General features: G+C 40.8%; 20 protein-coding genes. 9 read left to right on the top strand and 11 right to left on the bottom strand.

The genetic code is table 11. The features are described 5' to 3' along the window. The first annotated feature begins 369 nt into the window (after positions 1-369). The 5 genes from BM386_RS14015 (at position 370) to BM386_RS13995 (ending at position 6,336) form a co-directional block, all read left to right on the top strand. Positions 370-1,575, top strand: coding sequence for a porin (locus BM386_RS14015; protein WP_091695430.1), 1,206 nt, complete (start codon positions 370-372; stop codon positions 1,573-1,575). 119 nt (positions 1,576-1,694) lie between these two features. Further along, entirely contained in the window at positions 1,695-2,663 is a 969-nt protein-coding gene (gene hemB / locus BM386_RS14010) for a porphobilinogen synthase (RefSeq protein ID WP_091695428.1), read from the top strand. A 519-nt stretch (positions 2,664-3,182) separates the two neighbouring features. Next, entirely contained in the window at positions 3,183-4,481 is a 1,299-nt protein-coding gene (locus BM386_RS14005) for an ammonium transporter (protein ID WP_091695425.1), read from the top strand. A gap of 92 nt (positions 4,482-4,573) precedes the next feature. After that, complete coding sequence (locus tag BM386_RS14000; RefSeq protein ID WP_091695422.1) at positions 4,574-5,755, top strand: porin; 1,182 nt, start codon at positions 4,574-4,576, stop codon at positions 5,753-5,755. Positions 5,756-6,051: 296 nt separating this feature from the next. Then, positions 6,052-6,336 (top strand): hypothetical protein, encoded by a 285-nt coding sequence (locus BM386_RS13995; RefSeq protein WP_091695419.1) that lies wholly within the window; start codon positions 6,052-6,054, stop codon positions 6,334-6,336. 60 nt (positions 6,337-6,396) lie between these two features. On the opposite strand, the gene BM386_RS13990 is transcribed toward BM386_RS13995, so the two are convergent. Further along, a complete protein-coding gene (locus tag BM386_RS13990; RefSeq protein WP_091695499.1) occupies positions 6,397-6,771 on the bottom strand; it encodes a co-chaperone GroES in 375 nt (124 codons plus the stop codon). A gap of 132 nt (positions 6,772-6,903) precedes the next feature. Then, positions 6,904-8,829, bottom strand: a complete 1,926-nt coding sequence (gene dnaK / locus BM386_RS13985) for a molecular chaperone DnaK (RefSeq protein ID WP_091695416.1) — start codon at positions 8,827-8,829, stop codon at positions 6,904-6,906. Positions 8,830-9,065: 236 nt separating this feature from the next. Here dnaK and BM386_RS23675 point away from each other — a divergent pair, with 236 nt between their 5' ends. Both BM386_RS23675 and BM386_RS13980 read left to right on the top strand, forming a co-directional pair. Further along, a complete protein-coding gene (locus tag BM386_RS23675; RefSeq protein ID WP_170857100.1) occupies positions 9,066-9,236 on the top strand; it encodes a hypothetical protein in 171 nt (56 codons plus the stop codon). Between the two features lie 31 nt (positions 9,237-9,267). After that, entirely contained in the window at positions 9,268-10,074 is an 807-nt protein-coding gene (locus BM386_RS13980; RefSeq protein ID WP_244545531.1) for an MOSC domain-containing protein, read from the top strand. A 134-nt stretch (positions 10,075-10,208) separates the two neighbouring features. On the opposite strand, the gene hemE is transcribed toward BM386_RS13980, so the two are convergent. The 6 genes from hemE to truA all read right to left on the bottom strand — a co-directional run bounded on the left by hemE (position 10,209) and on the right by truA (position 15,634). Continuing rightward, on the bottom strand, positions 10,209-11,231 hold the full coding sequence (gene hemE, locus BM386_RS13975; protein ID WP_091695415.1) for a uroporphyrinogen decarboxylase: 1,023 nt from the start codon (positions 11,229-11,231) through the stop codon (positions 10,209-10,211). Between the two features lie 115 nt (positions 11,232-11,346). Continuing rightward, positions 11,347-11,877 carry a hypothetical protein gene (locus BM386_RS13970; RefSeq protein WP_091695412.1) on the bottom strand — a complete coding sequence of 177 codons (531 nt, stop codon included), beginning with the start codon at positions 11,875-11,877 and terminating at the stop codon, positions 11,347-11,349. A gap of 79 nt (positions 11,878-11,956) precedes the next feature. Further along, the gene (locus tag BM386_RS13965) at positions 11,957-12,472 is read right to left on the bottom strand and encodes a hypothetical protein (RefSeq protein WP_091695410.1); all 516 of its coding nucleotides are present in this window, start codon (positions 12,470-12,472) and stop codon (positions 11,957-11,959) included. Positions 12,473-12,474: 2 nt separating this feature from the next. Continuing rightward, positions 12,475-13,056: a hypothetical protein gene (locus BM386_RS13960; protein ID WP_091695407.1), complete on the bottom strand. Its 582-nt coding sequence runs from the start codon at positions 13,054-13,056 to the stop codon at positions 12,475-12,477. A gap of 40 nt (positions 13,057-13,096) precedes the next feature. Continuing rightward, positions 13,097-14,869, bottom strand: coding sequence for an ABC transporter ATP-binding protein (locus BM386_RS13955; RefSeq protein ID WP_091695405.1), 1,773 nt, complete (start codon positions 14,867-14,869; stop codon positions 13,097-13,099). A gap of 6 nt (positions 14,870-14,875) precedes the next feature. Continuing rightward, the gene (truA, locus tag BM386_RS13950; RefSeq protein WP_091695402.1) at positions 14,876-15,634 is read right to left on the bottom strand and encodes a tRNA pseudouridine(38-40) synthase TruA; all 759 of its coding nucleotides are present in this window, start codon (positions 15,632-15,634) and stop codon (positions 14,876-14,878) included. Between the two features lie 102 nt (positions 15,635-15,736). On the opposite strand from truA, the gene BM386_RS13945 reads away from it, so the two are divergent. After that, the gene (locus BM386_RS13945) at positions 15,737-16,213 is read left to right on the top strand and encodes a DUF4293 domain-containing protein (RefSeq protein ID WP_139235917.1); all 477 of its coding nucleotides are present in this window, start codon (positions 15,737-15,739) and stop codon (positions 16,211-16,213) included. A gap of 195 nt (positions 16,214-16,408) precedes the next feature. On the opposite strand, the gene BM386_RS13940 is transcribed toward BM386_RS13945, so the two are convergent. The 3 genes from BM386_RS13940 to BM386_RS13930 all read right to left on the bottom strand — a co-directional run bounded on the left by BM386_RS13940 (position 16,409) and on the right by BM386_RS13930 (position 18,502). After that, complete coding sequence (locus tag BM386_RS13940) at positions 16,409-17,167, bottom strand: hypothetical protein (protein ID WP_091695397.1); 759 nt, start codon at positions 17,165-17,167, stop codon at positions 16,409-16,411. Between the two features lie 29 nt (positions 17,168-17,196). After that, positions 17,197-17,883 (bottom strand): hypothetical protein, encoded by a 687-nt coding sequence (locus tag BM386_RS13935; protein ID WP_091695394.1) that lies wholly within the window; start codon positions 17,881-17,883, stop codon positions 17,197-17,199. An 88-nt stretch (positions 17,884-17,971) separates the two neighbouring features. Beyond that, complete coding sequence (locus tag BM386_RS13930; protein ID WP_091695392.1) at positions 17,972-18,502, bottom strand: RNA polymerase sigma factor; 531 nt, start codon at positions 18,500-18,502, stop codon at positions 17,972-17,974. A 253-nt stretch (positions 18,503-18,755) separates the two neighbouring features. Between BM386_RS13930 and BM386_RS13925 the strand changes: the two genes are divergently transcribed. Continuing rightward, the gene (locus tag BM386_RS13925; protein WP_091695389.1) at positions 18,756-19,856 is read left to right on the top strand and encodes a trans-sulfuration enzyme family protein; all 1,101 of its coding nucleotides are present in this window, start codon (positions 18,756-18,758) and stop codon (positions 19,854-19,856) included. The last annotated feature ends 35 nt before the right edge of the window (positions 19,857-19,891 follow it).

The following is a 19,891-nucleotide window of genomic DNA, read 5'->3' as shown; positions in this document are numbered from 1 at the left end:
CTGCCACCTATCAAAAATTGTATTTAAATATTTGTTGCCCTTCATAGAAAATCCTGTTTCCCTAATTTACTCAAATGCAACTTTAATATACAGTAATGAGGTATGCTTAATCCGTTAGTATTTTCTTGGGTAGAAAAATAGAAGGTAAAGAATTGACAATCCTGGAAGTTGAAAAAGTTTGGTAATATTCGCTTAACACAGGAAATGGCATTTAGAGATCTATTACGCTGATTCAGGTTGATTTATGTGTCCTGGCCAATTGTTTGATTATTTTCTTTAACAAATAAATAACACAGGGGGTACTTTTAATAAATAATGCAGACAGGCTTTTGCGCCCGCTGTACAATTATTAATTTAAAATCTTCCTGTATGCGAATCCGTTTCGCTGCAGCATTTGTCGTTTTGACAATGATCTCACTAAGTGCCTTTGCAAGGGGCGCTGAAGGAGATTCGCTGCCGACTAAAACATCTGAGCAGCCAACTCAAGTTGGCTGGAATGAACGTATTCAATTGAGAGGTTGTGCTCAAATGCGATACAATGGTTTATTTGAGACTAATCCTGATTTAGGTTGTTCTCAATGTGATAAATCCTGGGGAACTGGAGGGTTTTTCCTCCGTCGAATCCGAATGATATTCTCCTGTCAAATTCATGAGCGTATCTACATGTATATTCAGCCTGATTTTGCGTCAGGTGGTCAGAATTTCGTGCAGATTCGAGATGCTTATTTTGATCTAGGTCTGGATGCCAAACAGGAATTTAGATTGAGAATTGGTCAGTCCAAAGTTCCTTTTGGCTTTGAAAACCTTCAGTCGAGTCAAAACCGTCTTCCTTTGGATCGGAATGATGGTTTAAATTCCGCTGTGCTAAACGAGCGTGATCTAGGTTTATTCTTTTACTATGCGCCTACCGAGATACGTAAGAGGTTTAGCTACTTGGTTTCCTTCGGTCTGAAAGGATCTGGGGATTATGGGATGTTTGGTTTAGGCGTTTACAATGGACAAACGGCTAATTTGCCAGAAAGAAACAAGAACTTCCATGCTGTGTCGAGATTTACCTATCCAATGAAGTTGGGTTCTGGACAATTCATAGAAGCTTCATTTCAGGGGTATGTTGGAAAGTTCGTAATCAATAGAAATCCTCTTACTGATTTTGATCAGACAGAGTTTCCGGAATATAGATTTGGGCCAACCTTTGTGATCTATCCGCAGCCATTTGGACTTCAGGCAGAATTCAACTGGGGCCGTGGACTTCAATACAACCCTGAAACAAATGATGTAGAGGATGCTACCTTAAAAGGTGGCTATGTGCTAGCGTCATATATGAAGAAGACGGCTAAAGGGGCGATAATTCCATTTGCCAGGTACCACTATTACGCTGGAGTCAAGAAGTTTGAGATGGATGCTACCAGTCATCGGGTGAACGAACTAGAATTGGGGGTAGAGTGGCAAATTTATAAGGCTTTTGAGTTGGTGACTATGTACACGATATCTGATCGATCTGCTCAGAATTCTTTAGATCCTACTGATAGAGAGCGGGGAAGCTTACTTAGGATTCAAGCCCAAGTGAACTTTTAAGTCTAGCAGTCTCAAAAAAAAATAAAGCACCTTCGTGACTGAAGGTGCTTTTCTGTTTTTTTATGAAATGGATAAAATCCATATAGTTACCTTTGAGTGTTCTCAATAGACCAATTAACATGTTAAGAAGACCACGTAGAAACCGTAAATCTGAATCAGTTAGAAGCCTGGTAGAGGAAACGAGTTTGTCTGTCAAAGACCTGATTTTTCCGCTCTTTCTGATCGAAGGATCCAATAAGAAAATTGAAGTGCAGTCCATGCCCGGGATTTTCAGGTTTTCTCAGGATCTCATTTTGAAAGAAATAGAGGATTGTCTTAAGCTTGGGATTACGGCTTTTGACGTTTTTCCAGCCTACCCGGAGTCGCTTAAAGACTCAATAGCCTCCGAAAGCTACAATCCTGAGACTTTTTACCTGAAAGCACTTCGTGAAATCAAAAAGGAATTCCCGGAAGTGTGCCTGATGTCTGATGTGGCGATGGATCCATACAGTAGTGATGGTCATGATGGTTTAGTAAAGGATGGCAAAATCCTAAATGATGAGACGCTGGAGGTTTTGGCAAGAATGTCTCTTGCTCAGGCTGATGCTGGAGTGGATATCATTGGTCCTTCGGATATGATGGATGGCAGAGTAGGGTATATCCGTGAGTTGCTGGATGAAAGTGGGTTTACGGAAACTTCTATCATGTCCTATACTGCTAAATATGCCAGTGCATTTTACGGGCCTTTCAGAGATGCGCTGGATTCTGCCCCTAAGTTCGGAGATAAGAAGACTTACCAAATGAATCCAGCAAATTCTCAGGAAGCACTGATTGAAGGAGACTTGGATACCGAAGAAGGTGCAGATTTCCTGATGGTTAAGCCCGCGCTTTCCTATTTAGACATTATTAAACTGCTAAATGATAATTTCCCATTGCCAATTGCGGCTTATAATGTATCCGGTGAATATAGCATGATTAAGGCTTCTGCCGAAAAGGGTTGGATAGATAACGACCGGGCCATGCTTGAAGTGCTATTGAGTATCAAACGGGCTGGAGCGAAAGTGATTCTTACGTATTTCGCCAAAGAATATGCAAGTTTCATGAAATAGAGTCACAAGATTTATTTTCTGCTGTAAAAACCGACAATTGTCGGTTTTTTTTATGTCTGCAGGTAATTATTGGTGTCATTTTTTAAAAAATCTTGTTTAAAAATCTAGCAAGGGTAAAAAAAAAGTCAAATTTTTAAAAATTTATATTTTTCGTAAAACCAAACGATTTACTTAAAACACTGTTTTTTTAATTTATTTAGAATAAAATACCAAATAAGCTGCTTTTTTCTTGTCAATATTTTGATTTGACTGTGTCGTAATCGGTTTCGTAGAATATTATGCATCCAAACCAAATAAAATTTTTTATAATAAATAGTTTACGATTATGCCTATAATCTTCATTTTTTTGCAAAAAATGTAAAAAATGGATTAAAAATGATATTGAAAATCACTTTTTAATGCATTAAATGAAAAAATGGATTTGTTTTTTTATCAATATTATAATTACATTCGATTATAGTAAAGCAGATCAGACCTATTTTTAATTCTGAAAATCATTAAAATAATTAATTCTAACCTATGAAGTATTTCGCTACACTGTTGGCCCAAGATGCGGCCGCAACAATGGACTTGTCAGCCGAGATTTCCCAAAATCTCCTCACCACAAACAACGTTTGGATGATGCTGTCCACTGCTCTGGTGTTTATTATGCACCTAGGATTCGCTGGAGTAGAAGCCGGATTTGGCCAGGCCAAAAACACGGTGAACATCCTATTTAAAAACACGATCACCCCTATCATCGGTATTTTATCTTATGCCTTTGTGGGATTTTACCTGATGTACCCTGGTTTTGAAACTCCAGGATGGTTTTCATTTGATGCTGCCGGATGGAGTATGTTTTGGTTTTCTCCAGGAGATGCAGATGTGACTACAGGCTATGCAGATGGAGGATACACCTACTGGACAGATTTCTTGTTTCAGGCTATGTTTGCCGCTACTGCCGCCACGATTGTGTCTGGTGCTATTGCTGAGCGGGTAAAACTATGGGCATATTTAGTGTTTACCTTATTGTATGTAGGTGTCGTTTACCCACTAATCGGCAGCTGGAAATGGGGTGGAGGAGCTTTGGATGCGATGGGCTTCTATGATTTCGCAGGTAGTACTTTGGTTCACTCTGTAGGTGGATGGGGTGCATTGGCCGGTGTAATATTGGTTGGTCCTAGAATTGGAAAATATGTAAATGGGAAGACCGTTGATAAGCCTGGATCAAGTGTTCCTTTGGCTGTAATTGGTGTCTTTTTGCTTTGGTTAGGATGGTTTGGTTTCAACGGAGGCTCTGTGCTTTCTGCTGATCCTGCACTTGTTTCCTTTGTATTAGTTACTACTTGTTTAGCTGCTTGCGCAGGTGGTATTGGTGGATTCCTGGCTGGTAATTTAGTATTCAAGCGTCTTGATCTTGGGATGGTTCTAAATGGAGTTCTTGCAGGTTTGGTTGGTATCACTGCAGGAGCTGATGTGATTAATCCATTAGCTGCAGTATTTGTAGGATTTGTAGCTGGGATCCTAGTGGTGTACTCTGCTGTATTATTGGATAAACTTAAGCTAGATGATGTGGTAGGAGCAGTTTCAGTCCATTTGACTTGTGGTATTTGGGGTACTTTGGCTGTGGGTATTTTTTCGACTAACCCTGAGCATACCTTCTTCACTCAATTAACGGGTGTTGCTATTTGTGGTGTTGCGGCATTCTCTGCGGCATTCTTGATTTTCTTTATACTTAAAAAGACCATGGGCATTCGAGTTTCTGAGGAGCACGAACGTCTTGGTCTGGATTCTCACGAACATGGAATCCGCGGTTATACTATCGTTTACGACGAATAGTCAGCCCATTTGCTGCCAAAGAGTTGGGTATCCTGATTCTTTGGCAGTGACAAAACACAGAAAATTATTTTAAACCTATACCTATTATAAACATGAAAAAAATTCAACTACTACTCGTGGCCTTTTTGCTTATTGGTGCTACTAACTCATTTGCTCAAGAAGTTATAATTATTGAAGAAGAAGAGCCTTCTAAATTGACCTTTTCTGGCTCCGTGGATGCATATTTCAGAACCAACTTTAACGTGCCAAACAAAGGGGAAAACTTTCAGGCTCCTGCAACGTCCTTTGGCAACTTACCTGGTTTTTCTCTGGGTATGGCAAATATCATAGCAACATACGAAGGGGAAAAGGTAGGTGCAGTTGCAGACCTTGTTTTTGGCCCTAGAGGTGAAGATGCCGTATTTGGCTCTCCAATGTATGCCGGTGGAATGGCAGGAAGTTCTCAGATTGTAAATCAGCTGTATGTTTACTGGAACGTAAGCGACGCAGTGACCTTAACTATGGGTAACTTCAACACTTTCTTAGGTTATGAAGTGATCTCTCCAACTGCAAACTTCAACTACTCCACTTCTTACATGTTCTCTTATGGACCATTTTCACATACTGGTCTGAAGGCGGATTTTGCTTTATCTGATAACTGGTCTTTGATGGCAGCAGTGATGAATCCGACGGATATGACGGAGTTTAATATTGCAGGGACTTATACTTTAGGTGCACAGCTGGGATATTCTACTGATGCTGGAGGAGCTTACTTAAACTTTGTATATGGTGACCAAGATGGTAAGCTAGAAGACGATGGTTCACTTGTCACCAATCAGTACTCTAATGGACAGACGTTTCAAGTGGATTTGACTGCTGGCTTTGATGTGTCTGAGTCTATTTATGTAGGTGTGAATACGACTTACAATACCACTTCTGCCGGTGAAACCTTTACGGGTTCATCAATTAGTGATGCGAGTGGAGACGGTGCCGGTTTTCTAGGATTTGCAGGGTATCTTCAGGCAACTACTTCTGAAATGTTCTCTATTGGTCTTCGTGGAGAATACTTCAGTGTATTCAATGGAGGTTTGGAAGATGTTGTAGGGGTAAATGCAGATGGTGATGGAAGTGTTTTTGCTGCTACACTATCTGGAAATGTAAGAGTTCATAAGAATCTTACGTTGATTCCTGAGTTGAGAATGGATGCTATGAGCGAAGATTTCTTCAAAGATAATGATTTGAACGATAGTAAAAATCTCTCTTCATTCATGCTTGCTGCGGTGTTCGCATTCTAAAAATATAAACAGGGTCTATTGTTAGTCTAAAAGCCGGGATGAAATTCATCTCGGTTTTTTTGTTTTTTAGGCAATTTGGTCTAAAAGTGGTTCTTTTTGAAGTCATATTTGCTCAAAAAATACCTTGATCATTTAATTTTAGGTTTCTTTTTAAACCATAAAAAATAAGTTTTATTAAAATTTGGAAAATATAATTTTATCATTTGTCAAAAAACCTTTAGTAAATACTGATTTTGTGTAACCTTTTTATTCGTCTATAGTATAGTACATTAAGAGCAACTTAAACTATACTCGTTATGAAAAGATCGGTATTATTACTCGCAGTTATGATGGTATCGGCAGTGGGATTTTCACAATCTACCTTGAAAGGTCCAAAAGCTAAGAATGCAAAAGCAACTGAACGCTATGCAAATGCAAAACCAATGAAGTTCTACACTGTACCTGACGATACGAAAGGGCCAGTGGCGAAAAATCAAAAAGTTTGGAACAAAGAAGAAGGAGCTACCCAAACGGTTTTCGTCAGAAGAAAAGAGGCTTTGAAAGGTCCTAAAGCAAAAAATAGAAAAGTTTGGGAGGATTAATCCTCTCCATCTTATTCAATATTCATAGACAAGCCCGGATGCAAATCCGGGCTTTGTTTTTTAAAGCTCTTGTTCTCTCTCCAGCATTAAAATAGATGACTGAGGAACGATAAAGTATTTTTCACCTTCATAGATTACTTCATGGGCGCCTGATAGTAAAAAGATCGCTAAGTCACCTTCTTTCGCTTGGAGAGGAACGTATTTAACTTTCTCTTCGCTTTCCATCCATGGCTCTGGATCATCATTAGCTACGGGAATTGGATATCCGGGTCCGGCTTTGATGATGTATCCTTGCTGCACTTTTTCTTTTTCCTGGACTCCTGGAGGTAAATATAAGCCTGAACCTGTTTTGGAATTGGGCTTTTTCAGGCGAATTAAAACCCGGTCGCCTACCACGATGAGTTTTCTTAGTTTATTGTCAGATGTCAATTGCATTGCAATAGTATTCTTATGTGAAAATGAATGAATCAAAACTCCTGATTCATAAGTCATGTTTTTGTTCTGTAACTAAAAAGGCACCTGCTTTTACACAGATGCCATTTTAAATTGGTTTAGCTTATGAAGCTATTATTTTTTCTCTTCTTCGCTTACTTCTTCGTAATCGACATCAGAAACACCATCGCCTGATTCAGAAGAACCTGCACCGGCAGATGGATCAGCTCCAGCTGCGCCAGCTCCTTCAGCTCCAGCAGCATTGTACATTTCTGTAGAAGCAGCTTCCCAAGCTTTGTTCAATCCTTCCATTGCAGAGTCAATTCCCTCAATGTTTTGAGATTGATGAGCAGCTTTAAGAGTTTCAAGCGCTCCAGAGATTGCAGTTTTATTACCTTCGGAAAGTTTATCTCCGTATTCTTTCAACTGCTTCTCAGTTTGGAATACCAAGCTATCAGCCTGATTCAACTTGTCGATTTTCTCTTTTTCAGCTTTATCTGTAGCTGCATTAGCTTCGGCTTCAGACTTCATTCTTTCGATTTCTTCCTGAGAAAGTCCTGAAGAAGCTTCGATTTTGATCTTCTGCTCTTTGCCAGTTCCTTTATCCTTTGCAGAAACATTCAGGATACCGTTAGCATCGATGTCGAAGGTTACTTCGATTTGAGGTACGCCTCTTTGTGCTGGTGGAATGTCAGAAAGCTGGAATCTACCGATACTTCTGTTATCCTTAGCCATTGGTCTTTCTCCCTGAAGTACGTGGATATCCACAGCTGGTTGATTATCCGCAGCAGTAGAGAATGTCTCAGACTTCTTAGTAGGAATAGTAGTGTTAGCTTCGATCAATTTGGTCAATACTCCACCCATTGTTTCGATACCTAGAGATAGAGGAGTTACATCCAAAAGAAGCACATCTTTCACTTCACCTGTCAATACCCCACCTTGGATTGCAGCTCCAATAGCTACCACCTCATCAGGGTTTACACCTTTTGAAGGCTTCTTACCAAAGAATTTCTCAACTTCTTCCTGGATTTTAGGGATTCTAGTAGAACCACCTACCAAGATTACTTCGTCGATATCTGATGGGCTAAGGCCAGCATCGGCCAACGCTTTCTTACAAGGCTCCATAGATCTTCTTACCAGTTCTTCAGAAAGTTGCTCAAATTTAGATCTGCTTAGCGTTCTCACCAAGTGCTTAGGACCAGTTTGAGTTGCAGTGATATATGGCAAGTTGATTTCAGTAGAGGCAGAGCTGGAAAGCTCAATTTTAGCTTTTTCCGCTGCTTCTTTCAAACGCTGAAGTGCCATTGGATCTTGTCTAAGATCGATTTGCTCTTCAGATTTGAATTCTTCAGCTAGCCAGTTCATGATCACCTGGTCAAAATCATCACCACCTAGGTGAACATCACCATTGGTAGATTTTACTTCGAATACACCGTCACCAAGTTCCAAGACTGAGATATCGAATGTACCACCACCAAGGTCATACACTGCGATCTTCATATCCTGATGCTTTTTGTCCATCCCGTATGCCAATGCCGCAGCAGTTGGTTCGTTGATGATACGCTTCACTTCCAGACCTGCGATCTGTCCAGCTTCTTTGGTCGCCTGACGCTCGGAGTCATTGAAGTAAGCTGGTACAGTGATCACCGCTTCTGTCACTGTTTGTCCCAGGAAATCTTCTGCGGTAGTCTTCATTTTCTGAAGGATCATAGCAGAAAGCTCCTGAGGAGTATATGATCTGTCACCAATTTTCACTGCGATTGTGTCATTGGTTCCTTTTTCTACTTTATATGAAGCGTGCTTTTTCTCCTCAGATACTTCAGAGAATTTCTTGCCCATAAATCTTTTAACAGAAGAAATAGTATTTGCAGGGTTAGTGATTGCCTGACGCTTTGCAGGATCACCAACTTTACGCTCACCGTTTCCGTTGTCAAGGAAAGCCACAATTGAAGGTGTGGTTCTTCTTCCCTCACTGTTTTGAATGACTACAGGTTCGTTACCTTCCATCACTGCTACGCAGGAGTTGGTTGTTCCTAAGTCAATGCCTATGATTTTTCCCATGATTATATATTTTTAAGTTATTTCAAATGGATATGACTCCCTTTCTTCAAGGGATGTGCCATTTGAATATTCATGAGATTTTGTGTCACATTGGCAGAAAAGTTGACATGGGTTTGCAGTAAAAGCAACGGAATTGTCATTTACCTGAGTTAATGAAATGTTCAGACTGACAGTTTTTATAAAATTCCCTTTGCCTTTGCAACCAATTCTCTCACTTCTGCATCTACTTAGGTAGAATGAAGCTTTTTTTAAAGGGAAATATGAGAGAAAGATGCCGCTGGGGATTGGCGATTTTGCTGGGGATAGTGATGCTCACTGCCAATCGTGAACTGGGAATTATACATTCGGTCTGGGTATATCTGAAGGAAATGGCACCAAATCTTGCGATTTTTCTGATTGTACTGTGAAATTCAGGCTTCAGTGACTTATTTTTAAAGTATGCCAACAAACCTGATTATCCAAGACCTCTATGTTTATCCAATCAAATCCCTTGCTGGTATCCGACTTCAAGAGGCAAAAGTGGAGGAGAGAGGCTTTGAACTTGACCGCCGGTGGATGCTGATTGATGAAAGTGGTCGGTTTGTTTCCCAACGTACTTTTCCTCAAATGGCATTGCTGAAAGTTGAAATTGAATCCGAATGGTTAAAGGTGTACCACGTTTCTAGTTCAAAAGATTTTGTTAGAATTCCCTTTAACGAAGAAGGTGAGGAGATTTCTTCCGTGACAGTTTGGGATGATGAGATGCCTGCCCGATTGGTCAATACACAGATTGATGCATGGTTTACCCGAGTGTTAGGCATAAATGCTCGCTTGGTGAAAATGCCTCTGTCAACTGAGCGGAAGGTAGATTCAAGGTATGCGGTGAATGCGGAGTCTGTAAGTTTTGCAGATGGAATGCCATATTTATTAATTGGGGAGACTTCATTAGATGATCTAAATGAGAGATTAGCAAGTCCCCTTCCTATGAATCGTTTCCGTCCTAATATTGTCTTTTCTGGGGGAGAGCCTTTTATAGAAGATTCTTTTGGAGGAATTCAGATCGGTGCCGTGCAAATGAAAGTAGTAAAGCCTTGTGCGCGCTGTGTGATGACTACCGTGGATCAAGAAACAGGCCTCAAAGCCGCAGAGCCATTAAAAACTTTGGCTACCTATAGAAAGGTTGGCAACAAAATACTTTTTGGACAAAATGTGGTTGCCCTTTCAGGTGGTATCATTAAAGTCGGAGACAAGCTTACAGTGGGGTAATTCTGATTAAAACATCCAATAAAGAAGCTTCTATAGATAGCTGTTAAACAGAAAATCCTGCATCTGGAGAAGCAGGATATCTCTGTTGACTCCGCAAAAAAACTCTGTGTTCACCGCGGTTTATACATTGTTATCTAGTTGAACTCTTTCACCGTCTGTATGAAAACTTTGACCATTTCCGGATTGATATCTGGGTAAACCCCGTGACCAAGATTGGCAATGTGACGTGTTCCTCGGAATTGCTCCATCATTTCTATCGTCGCTTCACGCACTTGCTCTTCACTTCCGTAAAGCGCTGCTGGATCTAGATTTCCCTGCAAAGTTTTGCCTGAACCGATCAATTTTCGCGACTCTGCAATCCCCATGTTCCAATCCAAACCAATTGTCTCGCAATTCAATTTGCCCATTTCCTCTCTTGCAAAGAATGCTCCTTTGGCAAAAACAGTCTTAGGAACGGAAGTGATTGCGTCACATATTTGAGCGATATAGGGAAGGGAAAATTCTGCGTATTGCTTTGGACCAAGAATTCCTGCCCAACTGTCAAAAATTTGAACTAATTGAGCTCCGGCTTCGATCTGAGCTTTCAGATAATTGATCGTGCTATCAGTAATCATCTGAAGCAGTTGGTGCGAAAATGCCGGTTGGGTATAGAGCATTTCTCTAGCAGCCGAGAATGTTTTACTGCCATGACCTTCCACCATGTATGAAAAAATGGTCCAAGGCGCACCTGCAAAACCGATTAGCGGAACGCGTCCATTCAAAGCTTTCTTTGTGATAGTTATGGCATCAGTAACATAACGAAGTTCCGATCCGTCTGAGACATGGAGTTTTTTCAGATCAGCTTCGGATCGTACTGTGTTGGGAAATAATGGCCCTCGTTTTTCCACCATTTCATAAGGCAAACCCATGGCTTCTGGAATTACCAGAATGTCAGAAAAAATAATCGCTGCATCCACGCCAAGCAGATCTACTGGCTGTATAGTCACTTCGGCAGCTAGCTCAGGAGTCTGGGCCAGCTCAATGAATCCACTTACACTTTCCCGTACTTTTCTGTATTCAGGCAAAATTCTCCCAGCCTGACGCATCAGCCATACAGGGGTTCTTTCTATGGTTTCGCCTTTGGCGGCTCGAAGTAAGAGGTCGTTTTTCAAATGCATGGGACAAAGATAAGCGCCAAATTAATTTTGGCAGGTAATTTACCCACATAAAAAAACTGGATCTATGTTAGACATCGATCCAGCTTGCGGTAATCTAGTTGGTTTAGGTAATGTTTTACTTCTTAGGCTCTATTCTTACAAAGTCATCCTCCGAAATATTTAAAAGCTTCATTGTAGCATCATAATCGGTGTAATCAACTCGTGCCTGAATAAGATCCGAAGGAACTACGACAGCTCTAAAGAGAAGATCAGTGGTATAGTAAGGATCTAGTGTAGTAAAGTCTATCGGGGAATTATCCAAAAAGATGCTGAAATCATCTACCGTGTAGTCAAAGTTATACACGAGGATACCTTGCTCTAAATAGAATGTTTGCGGTACCAGTCTCCAGGCAAACGTTTCTGGAAATGCCGGATTCTCTTCTAACATATACACCAGCAAAGCATCTCCATCAACTAGTGGCTCTGTAAAATCGAAAACCTCTGCGTAATTATTAGCACTAGTAAAGTTTACCTCTACCTCATATGTAGATCCTACGATATTAACTCCTGGCTCACCTGGAATTCCCTGAGGCCCTTCTGGCCCTTCGCATGCCTGGAATACGAACATTCCAAAAAGCGCTAAAATTAATAAGTTGATATTTTTCATGGTTGTAGTTGTTAAAGTTAGTTAGATGCTTTCACGAATTGTGCCAGTAAATAGTTGGCAAAACTTCCTTAACAACTTTTTACTTTATAGGGGCGATCACCTGGACTTCCTCATTAGAGATTATCTTATCGATGTAAACGCCGCTGAGCTCTAATTTATTTTCCTGGGCAAAGTCAGCTAGCTTTTCTTTGACTGTTTCTGGGCTAGGCATCACCCATTTATTGCTTTTGATGGTGGCTAGGAGGTAGCTGTTATTTTCAAAAGTTCTAAACTCCAAATCCGTTAGTGGAAGATTTTGGTTGATGCCTACGAAAACGACCATGGTATCCAATTTGCCAGCAGGCTCCACTTCATAGATCGTATGAAGTTGACTTCCTGGGTGCATCCCTTTTTCGGATTCCATCTTTTTGAAAAGTTCTCCTAGTCTCTCATTCCCCGGAGTTCCACGATAGGTGATCCCGGCAAGACTTTCTGGGCTCTTTTCTATCAGGGTCACCTCAATCGGCGTATTTCCTCCTAATTTGCTAAAGCCCCAAAAACCCAGGATAGTAAGTGCAGAAATCAGTGCTACGCCGATGAGCAATAATTTTTTCATACTTAGAAAAGATAGCGGACTCCTATACCGCCTTGGCCTTTGATATGTCCGATACGATCAATCAATTCCAGAAAAAAGCCGGCTTCAGCAAAAACTGAAATTGGCACATCATCAAAGTAATATTCTGCCCCAATGAATGCTTCTGGGCCAAAATCTACGTTAGTTCTGCTGTCATTTTTGATCAGAGAAGAGTTCTGTCCATCTGCATAGGAGTAAGTCACTTTGGTAGTTCTCAACTGAATCCCCGCGCCACCATAAGCCATCATATAGCCTTCTGTGATTCCAAATACGTCAGTAATATCCTCGTGATAAGCAGAGCGCACGTTGAACGAAATGCCCTTGTTTGCGCTGTGAGAAATATAGAAAGCGTTCGACTCAGGCGGATTACCCTCGAAGTCCTTTTGGTAATAGCTGCCTCCGTTGATTCCTGCACTTCCTATCATTCCTTCGATGGAAATGTATTCCGTAAGAAAATCTTTATAAGTAATAGAAAGCGGCTCACCAAGGCGAATACCTACTCCTCTTTCCTGTGCAAAACTGATAAATGGTAAGAATACCAAGAGGGTAATTAATCTGTACTTCATCTGTTTATAGTTGGTTTTGTTTTAGAAATCAAAAATCAGGCTAGATCGCCATCGTCTTGAGCTGCATCTGATGTAGCTGCGTGTATGCGCCTCCAAGCTCGAGCAAGGAATCATGTGTTCCTGTTTCTACAATTTCTCCTTTGTGGAGCACGATAATTTTGTCAGCTTTTTGGATGGTAGAAAGTCTATGCGCGATTACAATGGAAGTCCTCCCTTTCATCATTGTTTCGATGGATTCCTGTATCAATTCTTCTGTTTCTGTATCCACTGACGAGGTCGCCTCATCCAAAATGATGATTTCCGGATTATATACCATCGCCCTCACAAATGAAATTAATTGGCGCTGCCCAACAGAAAGCGTGGCCCCACGCTCCATTACGTTATAGTCCAAACCTCCAGGAAGCCTTTCGATAAATCTTTTTGCGCCAGCAAGCTCAGCGGCATACATCACCTGCTCGCGGGTGATATCTGGATTACCTAGCGTGATATTGTAGAATATTGTATTGGAAAAAAGGAAAACGTCCTGTAAAACCACTCCAATATGCTTGCGCAAGGTGTCCAGTTCAAATTCCCGGATGTCATGTCCATCTATTGTGATATTGCCTTTGTTTATTTCATAAAACCTTGAAATCAGATTGATAATGGATGATTTACCCGCGCCAGTTGCACCCACGAGTGCGACTGTTTGTCCAGATTCTACTTCGAAACTGATGTCTTTTAGCACAAAATCTTCATCCACATAGGCAAACCAGACATTTTCCAATTTGATGTTTCCTTTAACTTTTTCAGGACTAAAGTTGCCTTCATTTGCAATATGCTCATTGCTTTCCAGCAATTTGAAAATTCTAGAAGAGCTTACTACCCCCATTTGCAGGGTATTGAAACGATCTGCAATCTGACGAATCGGTCGGAAGAAAAGCTGCAAATACATGATGAATGAGATCAAAACGCCAATCTCTATATCCATTCCCAACACCCCAACTGCGCCGTACCAAACCACCAAACCGATTCCAATAGCTTGAATGATTTCTGCCACAGGGAAATAAATTGAATAGTACAGTACTGAGCGGATATGGGCTCTGCGATGCTCTTTGTTGATTTCTTTGAATTTTTCAAATTCCCGATCTTCCCGATTGAAGATCTGCACGATGTTCATGCCTGTGATATGTTCCTGCAGAAAGGAGTTCAGGTTAGAAACGGCATTTCTGACGTCATTGAAGGTCACTTTGATTTTTTCCTTGAAAACATAGGTGGAAATAATCATCAGCGGCAAGGTGGACAAACTCACCAAAGTCAACTTCCAGTCAATGTAAAACATGACTCCAAGAATCGTAACCAGCTGAAGTAAATCACCGATAATCGCTGCCAAACCTTCCGAAAAGACATCTGCAAGTGTTTCAATATCTGAAATATTCCGAGTGACCAACCTACCGATTGGCGTATTGTCAAAGAATTTCAAACGAAGCTTCAGTAAATGCTTGTAAAGCCTAACGCGAATATCACGTATAATTACTTGCCCAATCCAGCCTGAGTAGAATGTGTGTGCCCATTGTACAAAAGCTTGCAGAATCATTAGACCAACAAGCAAGTAGATGATTTTCAACAAGCCAGCTGCATCACCCACAGCTACATAGTCATCTATTGCTACTTGTATAAAGTAGGGCCTCGTAGGTGCCAAAATAGCAAGAGCGATCGTAAGAAAGATCAGAAAATAGAACTGTGCTTTGTAGGGTTTTACAAAACCGTAGAGTTGCTTGAGTACTTTCGAATCGACGATTTCGCCGGAGGATGATTTTTCTTGTTCTAGGCTCAAGGTAAACTAGTCTAAATATATATCTTCTGAATATTCAATTCGGCTAAAAAACAAGCCACATGCAGGAGCTGATTTTCCTGCTTTTTTTCTATCACGGGACTCAATAATCTGATGCATTTCCTCAGGTTCCATTTTCCCAAGTCCAATATCAACAAGAGTTCCCACAATTGCTCTTACCATTCCACGCAAAAATCGGTTTGCAGTTATATGAAATTGCAATTCCCCGTCTTTTTGTTCCCAATGGGCTGATTTTATTTCACATCGGAAATGTTTCACCGCCGTATGCACTTTGCTGAAGCACTCAAAATCAGTATGTTCCAAAAGGATTTTGGCAGCCTCATTCATCCTGCTTATGTCTGGATTGAAATAGTGTCTCCAGACATAATCTTCGACAAAAGGGCTTTTTTGTAAAATCATCCGATAATCGTAAGACCTGCTTTTTGCGCTGAATCTTGCATGTGCATCGGCTTTTACTTCTCTGATGGAATTAATAGAAATGTCTTTGGGCAAAATACCATTGATTGCTCGAATGAATTTCTCGCGGTCTATTTCCTGTTCTGTATCAAAATGACAAATCTGCATGCTAGCATGTACTCCCGTATCTGTTCGGCCTGAGCCCATCACAGAAATGGGGGTCCTGAAGTACGTGGAAAGCCCAGCTTCCAACGCTTCCTGAACTGTAAATGCATTTTCCTGGATTTGCCAGCCGTGAAAGCGTGTGCCTTTGTAGCTGATGTCCAAGAAATATCTTTTGCTCTCACTCATACGGCTGCAAAGATACTATTCCCATTCAAATCACGGCGAGAAACCTGCTTTCCTTGTTAATGAAGTCATAAGACCTTTTCTTTGCCAAAAAATCAGAAAGAAATGATCCAGCGCTTACAATCAATTTTCCTTTTACTCGTGGCAGTTGCTATGGGATTGACTTTGGGATTAGACCTTTGGACTCAAGTAGTAGCTGACTCCGGAGAAACATGGAAACTCAATGCTTTGTTTATGAACCAAATTGATGCTTCGGGAGAGGTGCTTCACGCTGCTTCCAAATGGTATATCGCAGCTTTGGCCTCATTTGTCGGTCTTTTGGCTATCATTTCCATTTTTCAATATAGAAATAGAGGCCGCCAAATGATGATCAATATGATCAATTCCCTATTTATGGTGGGGTTGGTTGCGATCATTTTTCTTGTAACCAACGGTGTGAATAAAGCTATTGGAGCAGTGGACAACGGGGAATACGGAATTGGTTTTTGGGCTATTTTAGCTGCAATGGTTTGCAATATGCTTGCGAATCGCTTTATCAGAAAGGACGAAGCGCTGATAAAATCGGTGGATAGAATCAGATAAAAAAGACGTTAGATTCAAGAATCAAGACAAAAGAGACTTCAATACAAATGATTGGTATTTAGGTCATTCCGAGGAGGGACGACGAAGGAATCCCATCTCTATTAATATCAAAAAATAACCCAAAAGAGCCAGCAAATCGCCGGCTCTTTTGGGTCGTTCAACTGATTCTCCAGAAGCAGGCTATTGTTAAATATCCTACCAAAATCTGATGCCTACTGTAGGGTAGAAGGTTTTGAAGTTCTCTGTGCTGATTACACCAACTTGGATTGAGATATGTTTGCTCAATTTTCGATTGTAGTAGGCCTGCATGGTGGTTCCGTTGAAAAGCTGGCTTTTATTTTCATTGATCAAATAGCCCACCCCGAAAGTGTTACTTCTTTGTCTGTCTGTGTTCCCAAATTCCCAGGCAAATTCAGCATTTGCAAACCAATTGCTGTTGACTTTGACATTATTTTCTATTCGATCCGGGAAATAAATAGTATTGGAAATTGATCCGCCCAGGGAGAAATTTCTCCAATTCAAATGAGCTCTAAATCCTATGACAGGAGTGAAATCGCCCCCGGTGAAATCTAATCCAACGGGAAATGTCATTTCCAGACTATCCACATACGGCACATATTTTTTCTCAATTTGATATTTGACATTTTTCAGAGCAGTTGGCTGAAAGTTTTCTCCTATTCTATAATAGATGGTGGTGAACTCTGGAAAGTCGGTCGCTTTACGAAGCAAAGGCTCAAACTCTTCCGTCAGCTCTTCTGCTGTATATTCAGTTTTATTGAAATATAGAACCAAGGCGCTTTCATTTGGAAAGTCAAAAACCAAGGTGTCAGTGATCGGCCAATCCCGATCCAGCCATTCCTGCAGATTATTGGAAAGTTCATTTTCCACATCCTGAGCCATAGTTTGAAATGTGCATAGCAGTGCCAGGAAAGGAACTAGTAATAGTCGTTTCATGATTTTAATTATTAGAAGTTTTTAAATGATTACTGTTTTTGGAAATTAATCTTAATCGAGTTTTTGGGTTGATTGACAAGTCCTAATTGCTGGCCGGAAATATCCTCAGAGGGACTGGAGCCAAACCTTGTCTGCAGTTTGCTTTTTTCTTGCATTCCCCATGAAATCCGAACCCTATGAAGGGTTTGTAGTTCGCCTTTTTCAGGAGCTGGAGGTATAATAACCTCTGAGATTAAGCTGGATTCAATATCGATTTCTGGTAAATCAAGTGTCGAAATCTCAATACTAACTGGCGAAATTCTATTGGTTTCTTTTTGTTCGGGAATATTCGTGATCGATTCTTTAGCTTCATTTTGCGTAGGAATTTCCGCTTTTGGTTTGATTTCAGCAGGTTCTGATTTTGCAGGGGCATTCATTTCTGGAGCCTTCACCGTAATATCAGTTGTCAGTGGAGTTACCACAGTATTTTCTCCAAATTCTAAATAGGCAATACCAGTCACTGCTAAAATCAAAGCAATAGAAGCTGCCACCATTACATATTTCCAAAGTGGAATTACTGGAGTCTTTTGATCCAATTCGCTTTCAATTGAATCCCAAAGATCCGCTTTTGGCATTTTAACAGGAAGATTAGGGACATGCTCTTTCACCTGCAGATCGAAATCTTTCCGCTGCTCAATTTTACTCCATAAATCAGCTTTTGGATTGTATGATTTCATCTGTTTGAAATTGATTTTTTATAGTAAGATGGAATCTCACATGGTTGATAATCGTGGCTCTTTGTGAAGCTTGGAATCATGTTCGATTTCATGCCTGAAGTAGTTTAGAGATTCGTTTTTTCAACAGTGTTTTCGCATAATTTAACTGAGACTTTGAGGTATTCTCGGAGATTCCAAGCATGTTGGAAGCTTCGCGATGAGAATAGCCTTCCACTGAAAGCAGTAGGAAAACAGCTCTTGCCCCGGCAGGCAAACTCTGGATTGCCTGATCGAGCATCTCTGCATCAAACCAAGAATCAAACTCTTCGCTAGATTCTATCTCCAATTCATCGATCGTATCAAAATGGATTCTTCGCTTGCTGTGTACAATCGCTTTGCGAATGGTGATTGTTTTCATCCAAGAGAGTAATGCCTCGGGATGCTTCAGCGAATGGATTTTCTGGAAAATCTCCACATACGAATCCTGCAACACATCATTAGCTTCGTCCTCATCATTTACTATTCTATAGCAAGCCGAGTAGAGCATTCCTTTTGTCAATTCAAATAGCTGAAACTGCGCAGACCTGTCACCTTTTAGGACATTTGAAATCAGGTTGATGTCTAGCTTTTGATGATTCATAGCAGATGCTTCTATCTAAAAGAGTAGCTTGGTGCGCAAAAGGTTGGAATGGAACTCAAAGTTTTTTTTCCAGACTTATGCCATTTTACAAAATCTTTTCTCAGGCAAGGAATTTATGGTAATTTCAAACTCTGTCATTTGCAAGTATTAACAATGATCATATGAAATCGAGCATGACTAAAAAGTTACACACTGGGATGATTATCTCCCATGCGAGATTCCATATTGCCTTTAAAAGACAAATTTTAATCATATGAAACTCGAAACACTCGCCATCCACGGAGGAAATATTGTCACAGATTCAGAGAAACCAGTTATACAGCCGATCACGCTAAGCACTACGTTTGTTCATCAGCCAGAGTCGATGATCTATGCCCGGGCAAATAATCCCAATCGCCATGCCTTGGAGCGCTTATTGGCTGGTTTGGAAAAAGGTGCCGACGCTGCTGCGTTTTCTTCCGGAAATGCGGCTGGAGTTTCTGTTTTTCAGGCGCTGGAGCCAGGTTCACATATCATTGCCCCAGATGATATGTATCATGGTTTGAAAAATGCCATTCTTTCACTTTTCAAAGGTGTGCTGGAAGCCACATTTGTGGATATGACTGATTTGGAAAAGATAAAACAAGCTTTCAAACCAAATACAAAGCTTGTTTGGATTGAGACTCCATCAAATCCATTGTTGAAGATCACGGATATCGCGGCTGTGTCAAATTTGGCGAAGGAAAAAGGAGCGATGGTAGCCTGCGATAATACTTTTGCTACTCCGGTTTTTCAAAACCCGATTGATTTTGGTGCTGATATCGTCATGCATTCCAGCACCAAGTATTTTGGCGGGCATTCGGATATTATGGGAGGAGCATTGATTACCAAAGAAAAGGATGCTTTTTGGGAGAAAGTGAAAAATGTGCAGGTCAGTGGAGGCGCTGTACCTTCGCCGATGGATTGCTACTACCTATGTAGAAGTATCAAAACTTTGCCTTACCGTATGAAAGGTCATGCTGAGCATGCGATAGTTCTGGCCAATTTCCTATCAACCCATGAGTCTGTTGAGAAGGTTTATTATCCTGGATTGAAAACACATCCAGGGCATTTAATTGCGGCGAATCAGATGACGGGATTTGGAGGAATCCTGTCTTTTCAGGTGAAAGGTGGAGCCGAAGAGGCAGATCTAGTCATTTCCAAGCTTAAATACTTTACTAATGCCACAAGTCTAGGGGGAGTAGAAAGTCTGATCGAGCGGAGGGCTGCTTCTGAAGGTCCAGATACTTTAACTCCTCAGAATTTGATCCGGGTTTCAGTAGGTCTGGAGCATTTATATGATCTGTTGGAGGATTTAGAAGAGGCCTTACACTAAAAAAAGAGGGAATAGATATTGATCTACTCCCTCTT

Source organism: Algoriphagus locisalis, assembly GCF_900116615.1.
Taxonomy (GTDB): domain Bacteria; phylum Bacteroidota; class Bacteroidia; order Cytophagales; family Cyclobacteriaceae; genus Algoriphagus; species Algoriphagus locisalis.
The sequence above is the reverse complement of the archived record's forward strand: the minus strand, read 5'-3'. Positions and strand labels throughout refer to the sequence as shown.

Excerpts from the sequence above, each read along its gene's own strand:
- BM386_RS13945 (WP_139235917.1), top strand. The coding sequence starts at position 15,737 with ATGATCCAGCGCTTACAATCAATTTTCCTTTTACTCGTGGCAGTTGCT.
- BM386_RS13990 (WP_091695499.1), bottom strand. The coding sequence starts at position 6,771 with ATGCAATTGACATCTGACAATAAACTAAGAAAACTCATCGTGGTAGGC.
- BM386_RS14015 (WP_091695430.1), top strand. The coding sequence starts at position 370 with ATGCGAATCCGTTTCGCTGCAGCATTTGTCGTTTTGACAATGATCTCA.
- hemB (WP_091695428.1), top strand. The coding sequence starts at position 1,695 with ATGTTAAGAAGACCACGTAGAAACCGTAAATCTGAATCAGTTAGAAGC.
- BM386_RS13935 (WP_091695394.1), bottom strand. The coding sequence starts at position 17,883 with ATGAAATCATACAATCCAAAAGCTGATTTATGGAGTAAAATTGAGCAG.
- truA (WP_091695402.1), bottom strand. The coding sequence starts at position 15,634 with ATGAGTGAGAGCAAAAGATATTTCTTGGACATCAGCTACAAAGGCACA.
- BM386_RS14005 (WP_091695425.1), top strand. The coding sequence starts at position 3,183 with ATGAAGTATTTCGCTACACTGTTGGCCCAAGATGCGGCCGCAACAATG.
- dnaK (WP_091695416.1), bottom strand. The coding sequence starts at position 8,829 with ATGGGAAAAATCATAGGCATTGACTTAGGAACAACCAACTCCTGCGTA.
- BM386_RS14000 (WP_091695422.1), top strand. The coding sequence starts at position 4,574 with ATGAAAAAAATTCAACTACTACTCGTGGCCTTTTTGCTTATTGGTGCT.
- BM386_RS13940 (WP_091695397.1), bottom strand. The coding sequence starts at position 17,167 with ATGAAACGACTATTACTAGTTCCTTTCCTGGCACTGCTATGCACATTT.
- BM386_RS13925 (WP_091695389.1), top strand. The coding sequence starts at position 18,756 with ATGAAACTCGAAACACTCGCCATCCACGGAGGAAATATTGTCACAGAT.
- BM386_RS13980 (WP_244545531.1), top strand. The coding sequence starts at position 9,268 with ATGCCAACAAACCTGATTATCCAAGACCTCTATGTTTATCCAATCAAA.
- BM386_RS23675 (WP_170857100.1), top strand. The coding sequence starts at position 9,066 with ATGAAGCTTTTTTTAAAGGGAAATATGAGAGAAAGATGCCGCTGGGGA.
- hemE (WP_091695415.1), bottom strand. The coding sequence starts at position 11,231 with ATGCATTTGAAAAACGACCTCTTACTTCGAGCCGCCAAAGGCGAAACC.
- BM386_RS13965 (WP_091695410.1), bottom strand. The coding sequence starts at position 12,472 with ATGAAAAAATTATTGCTCATCGGCGTAGCACTGATTTCTGCACTTACT.
- BM386_RS13930 (WP_091695392.1), bottom strand. The coding sequence starts at position 18,502 with ATGAATCATCAAAAGCTAGACATCAACCTGATTTCAAATGTCCTAAAA.
- BM386_RS13970 (WP_091695412.1), bottom strand. The coding sequence starts at position 11,877 with ATGAAAAATATCAACTTATTAATTTTAGCGCTTTTTGGAATGTTCGTA.
- BM386_RS13960 (WP_091695407.1), bottom strand. The coding sequence starts at position 13,056 with ATGAAGTACAGATTAATTACCCTCTTGGTATTCTTACCATTTATCAGT.
- BM386_RS13995 (WP_091695419.1), top strand. The coding sequence starts at position 6,052 with ATGAAAAGATCGGTATTATTACTCGCAGTTATGATGGTATCGGCAGTG.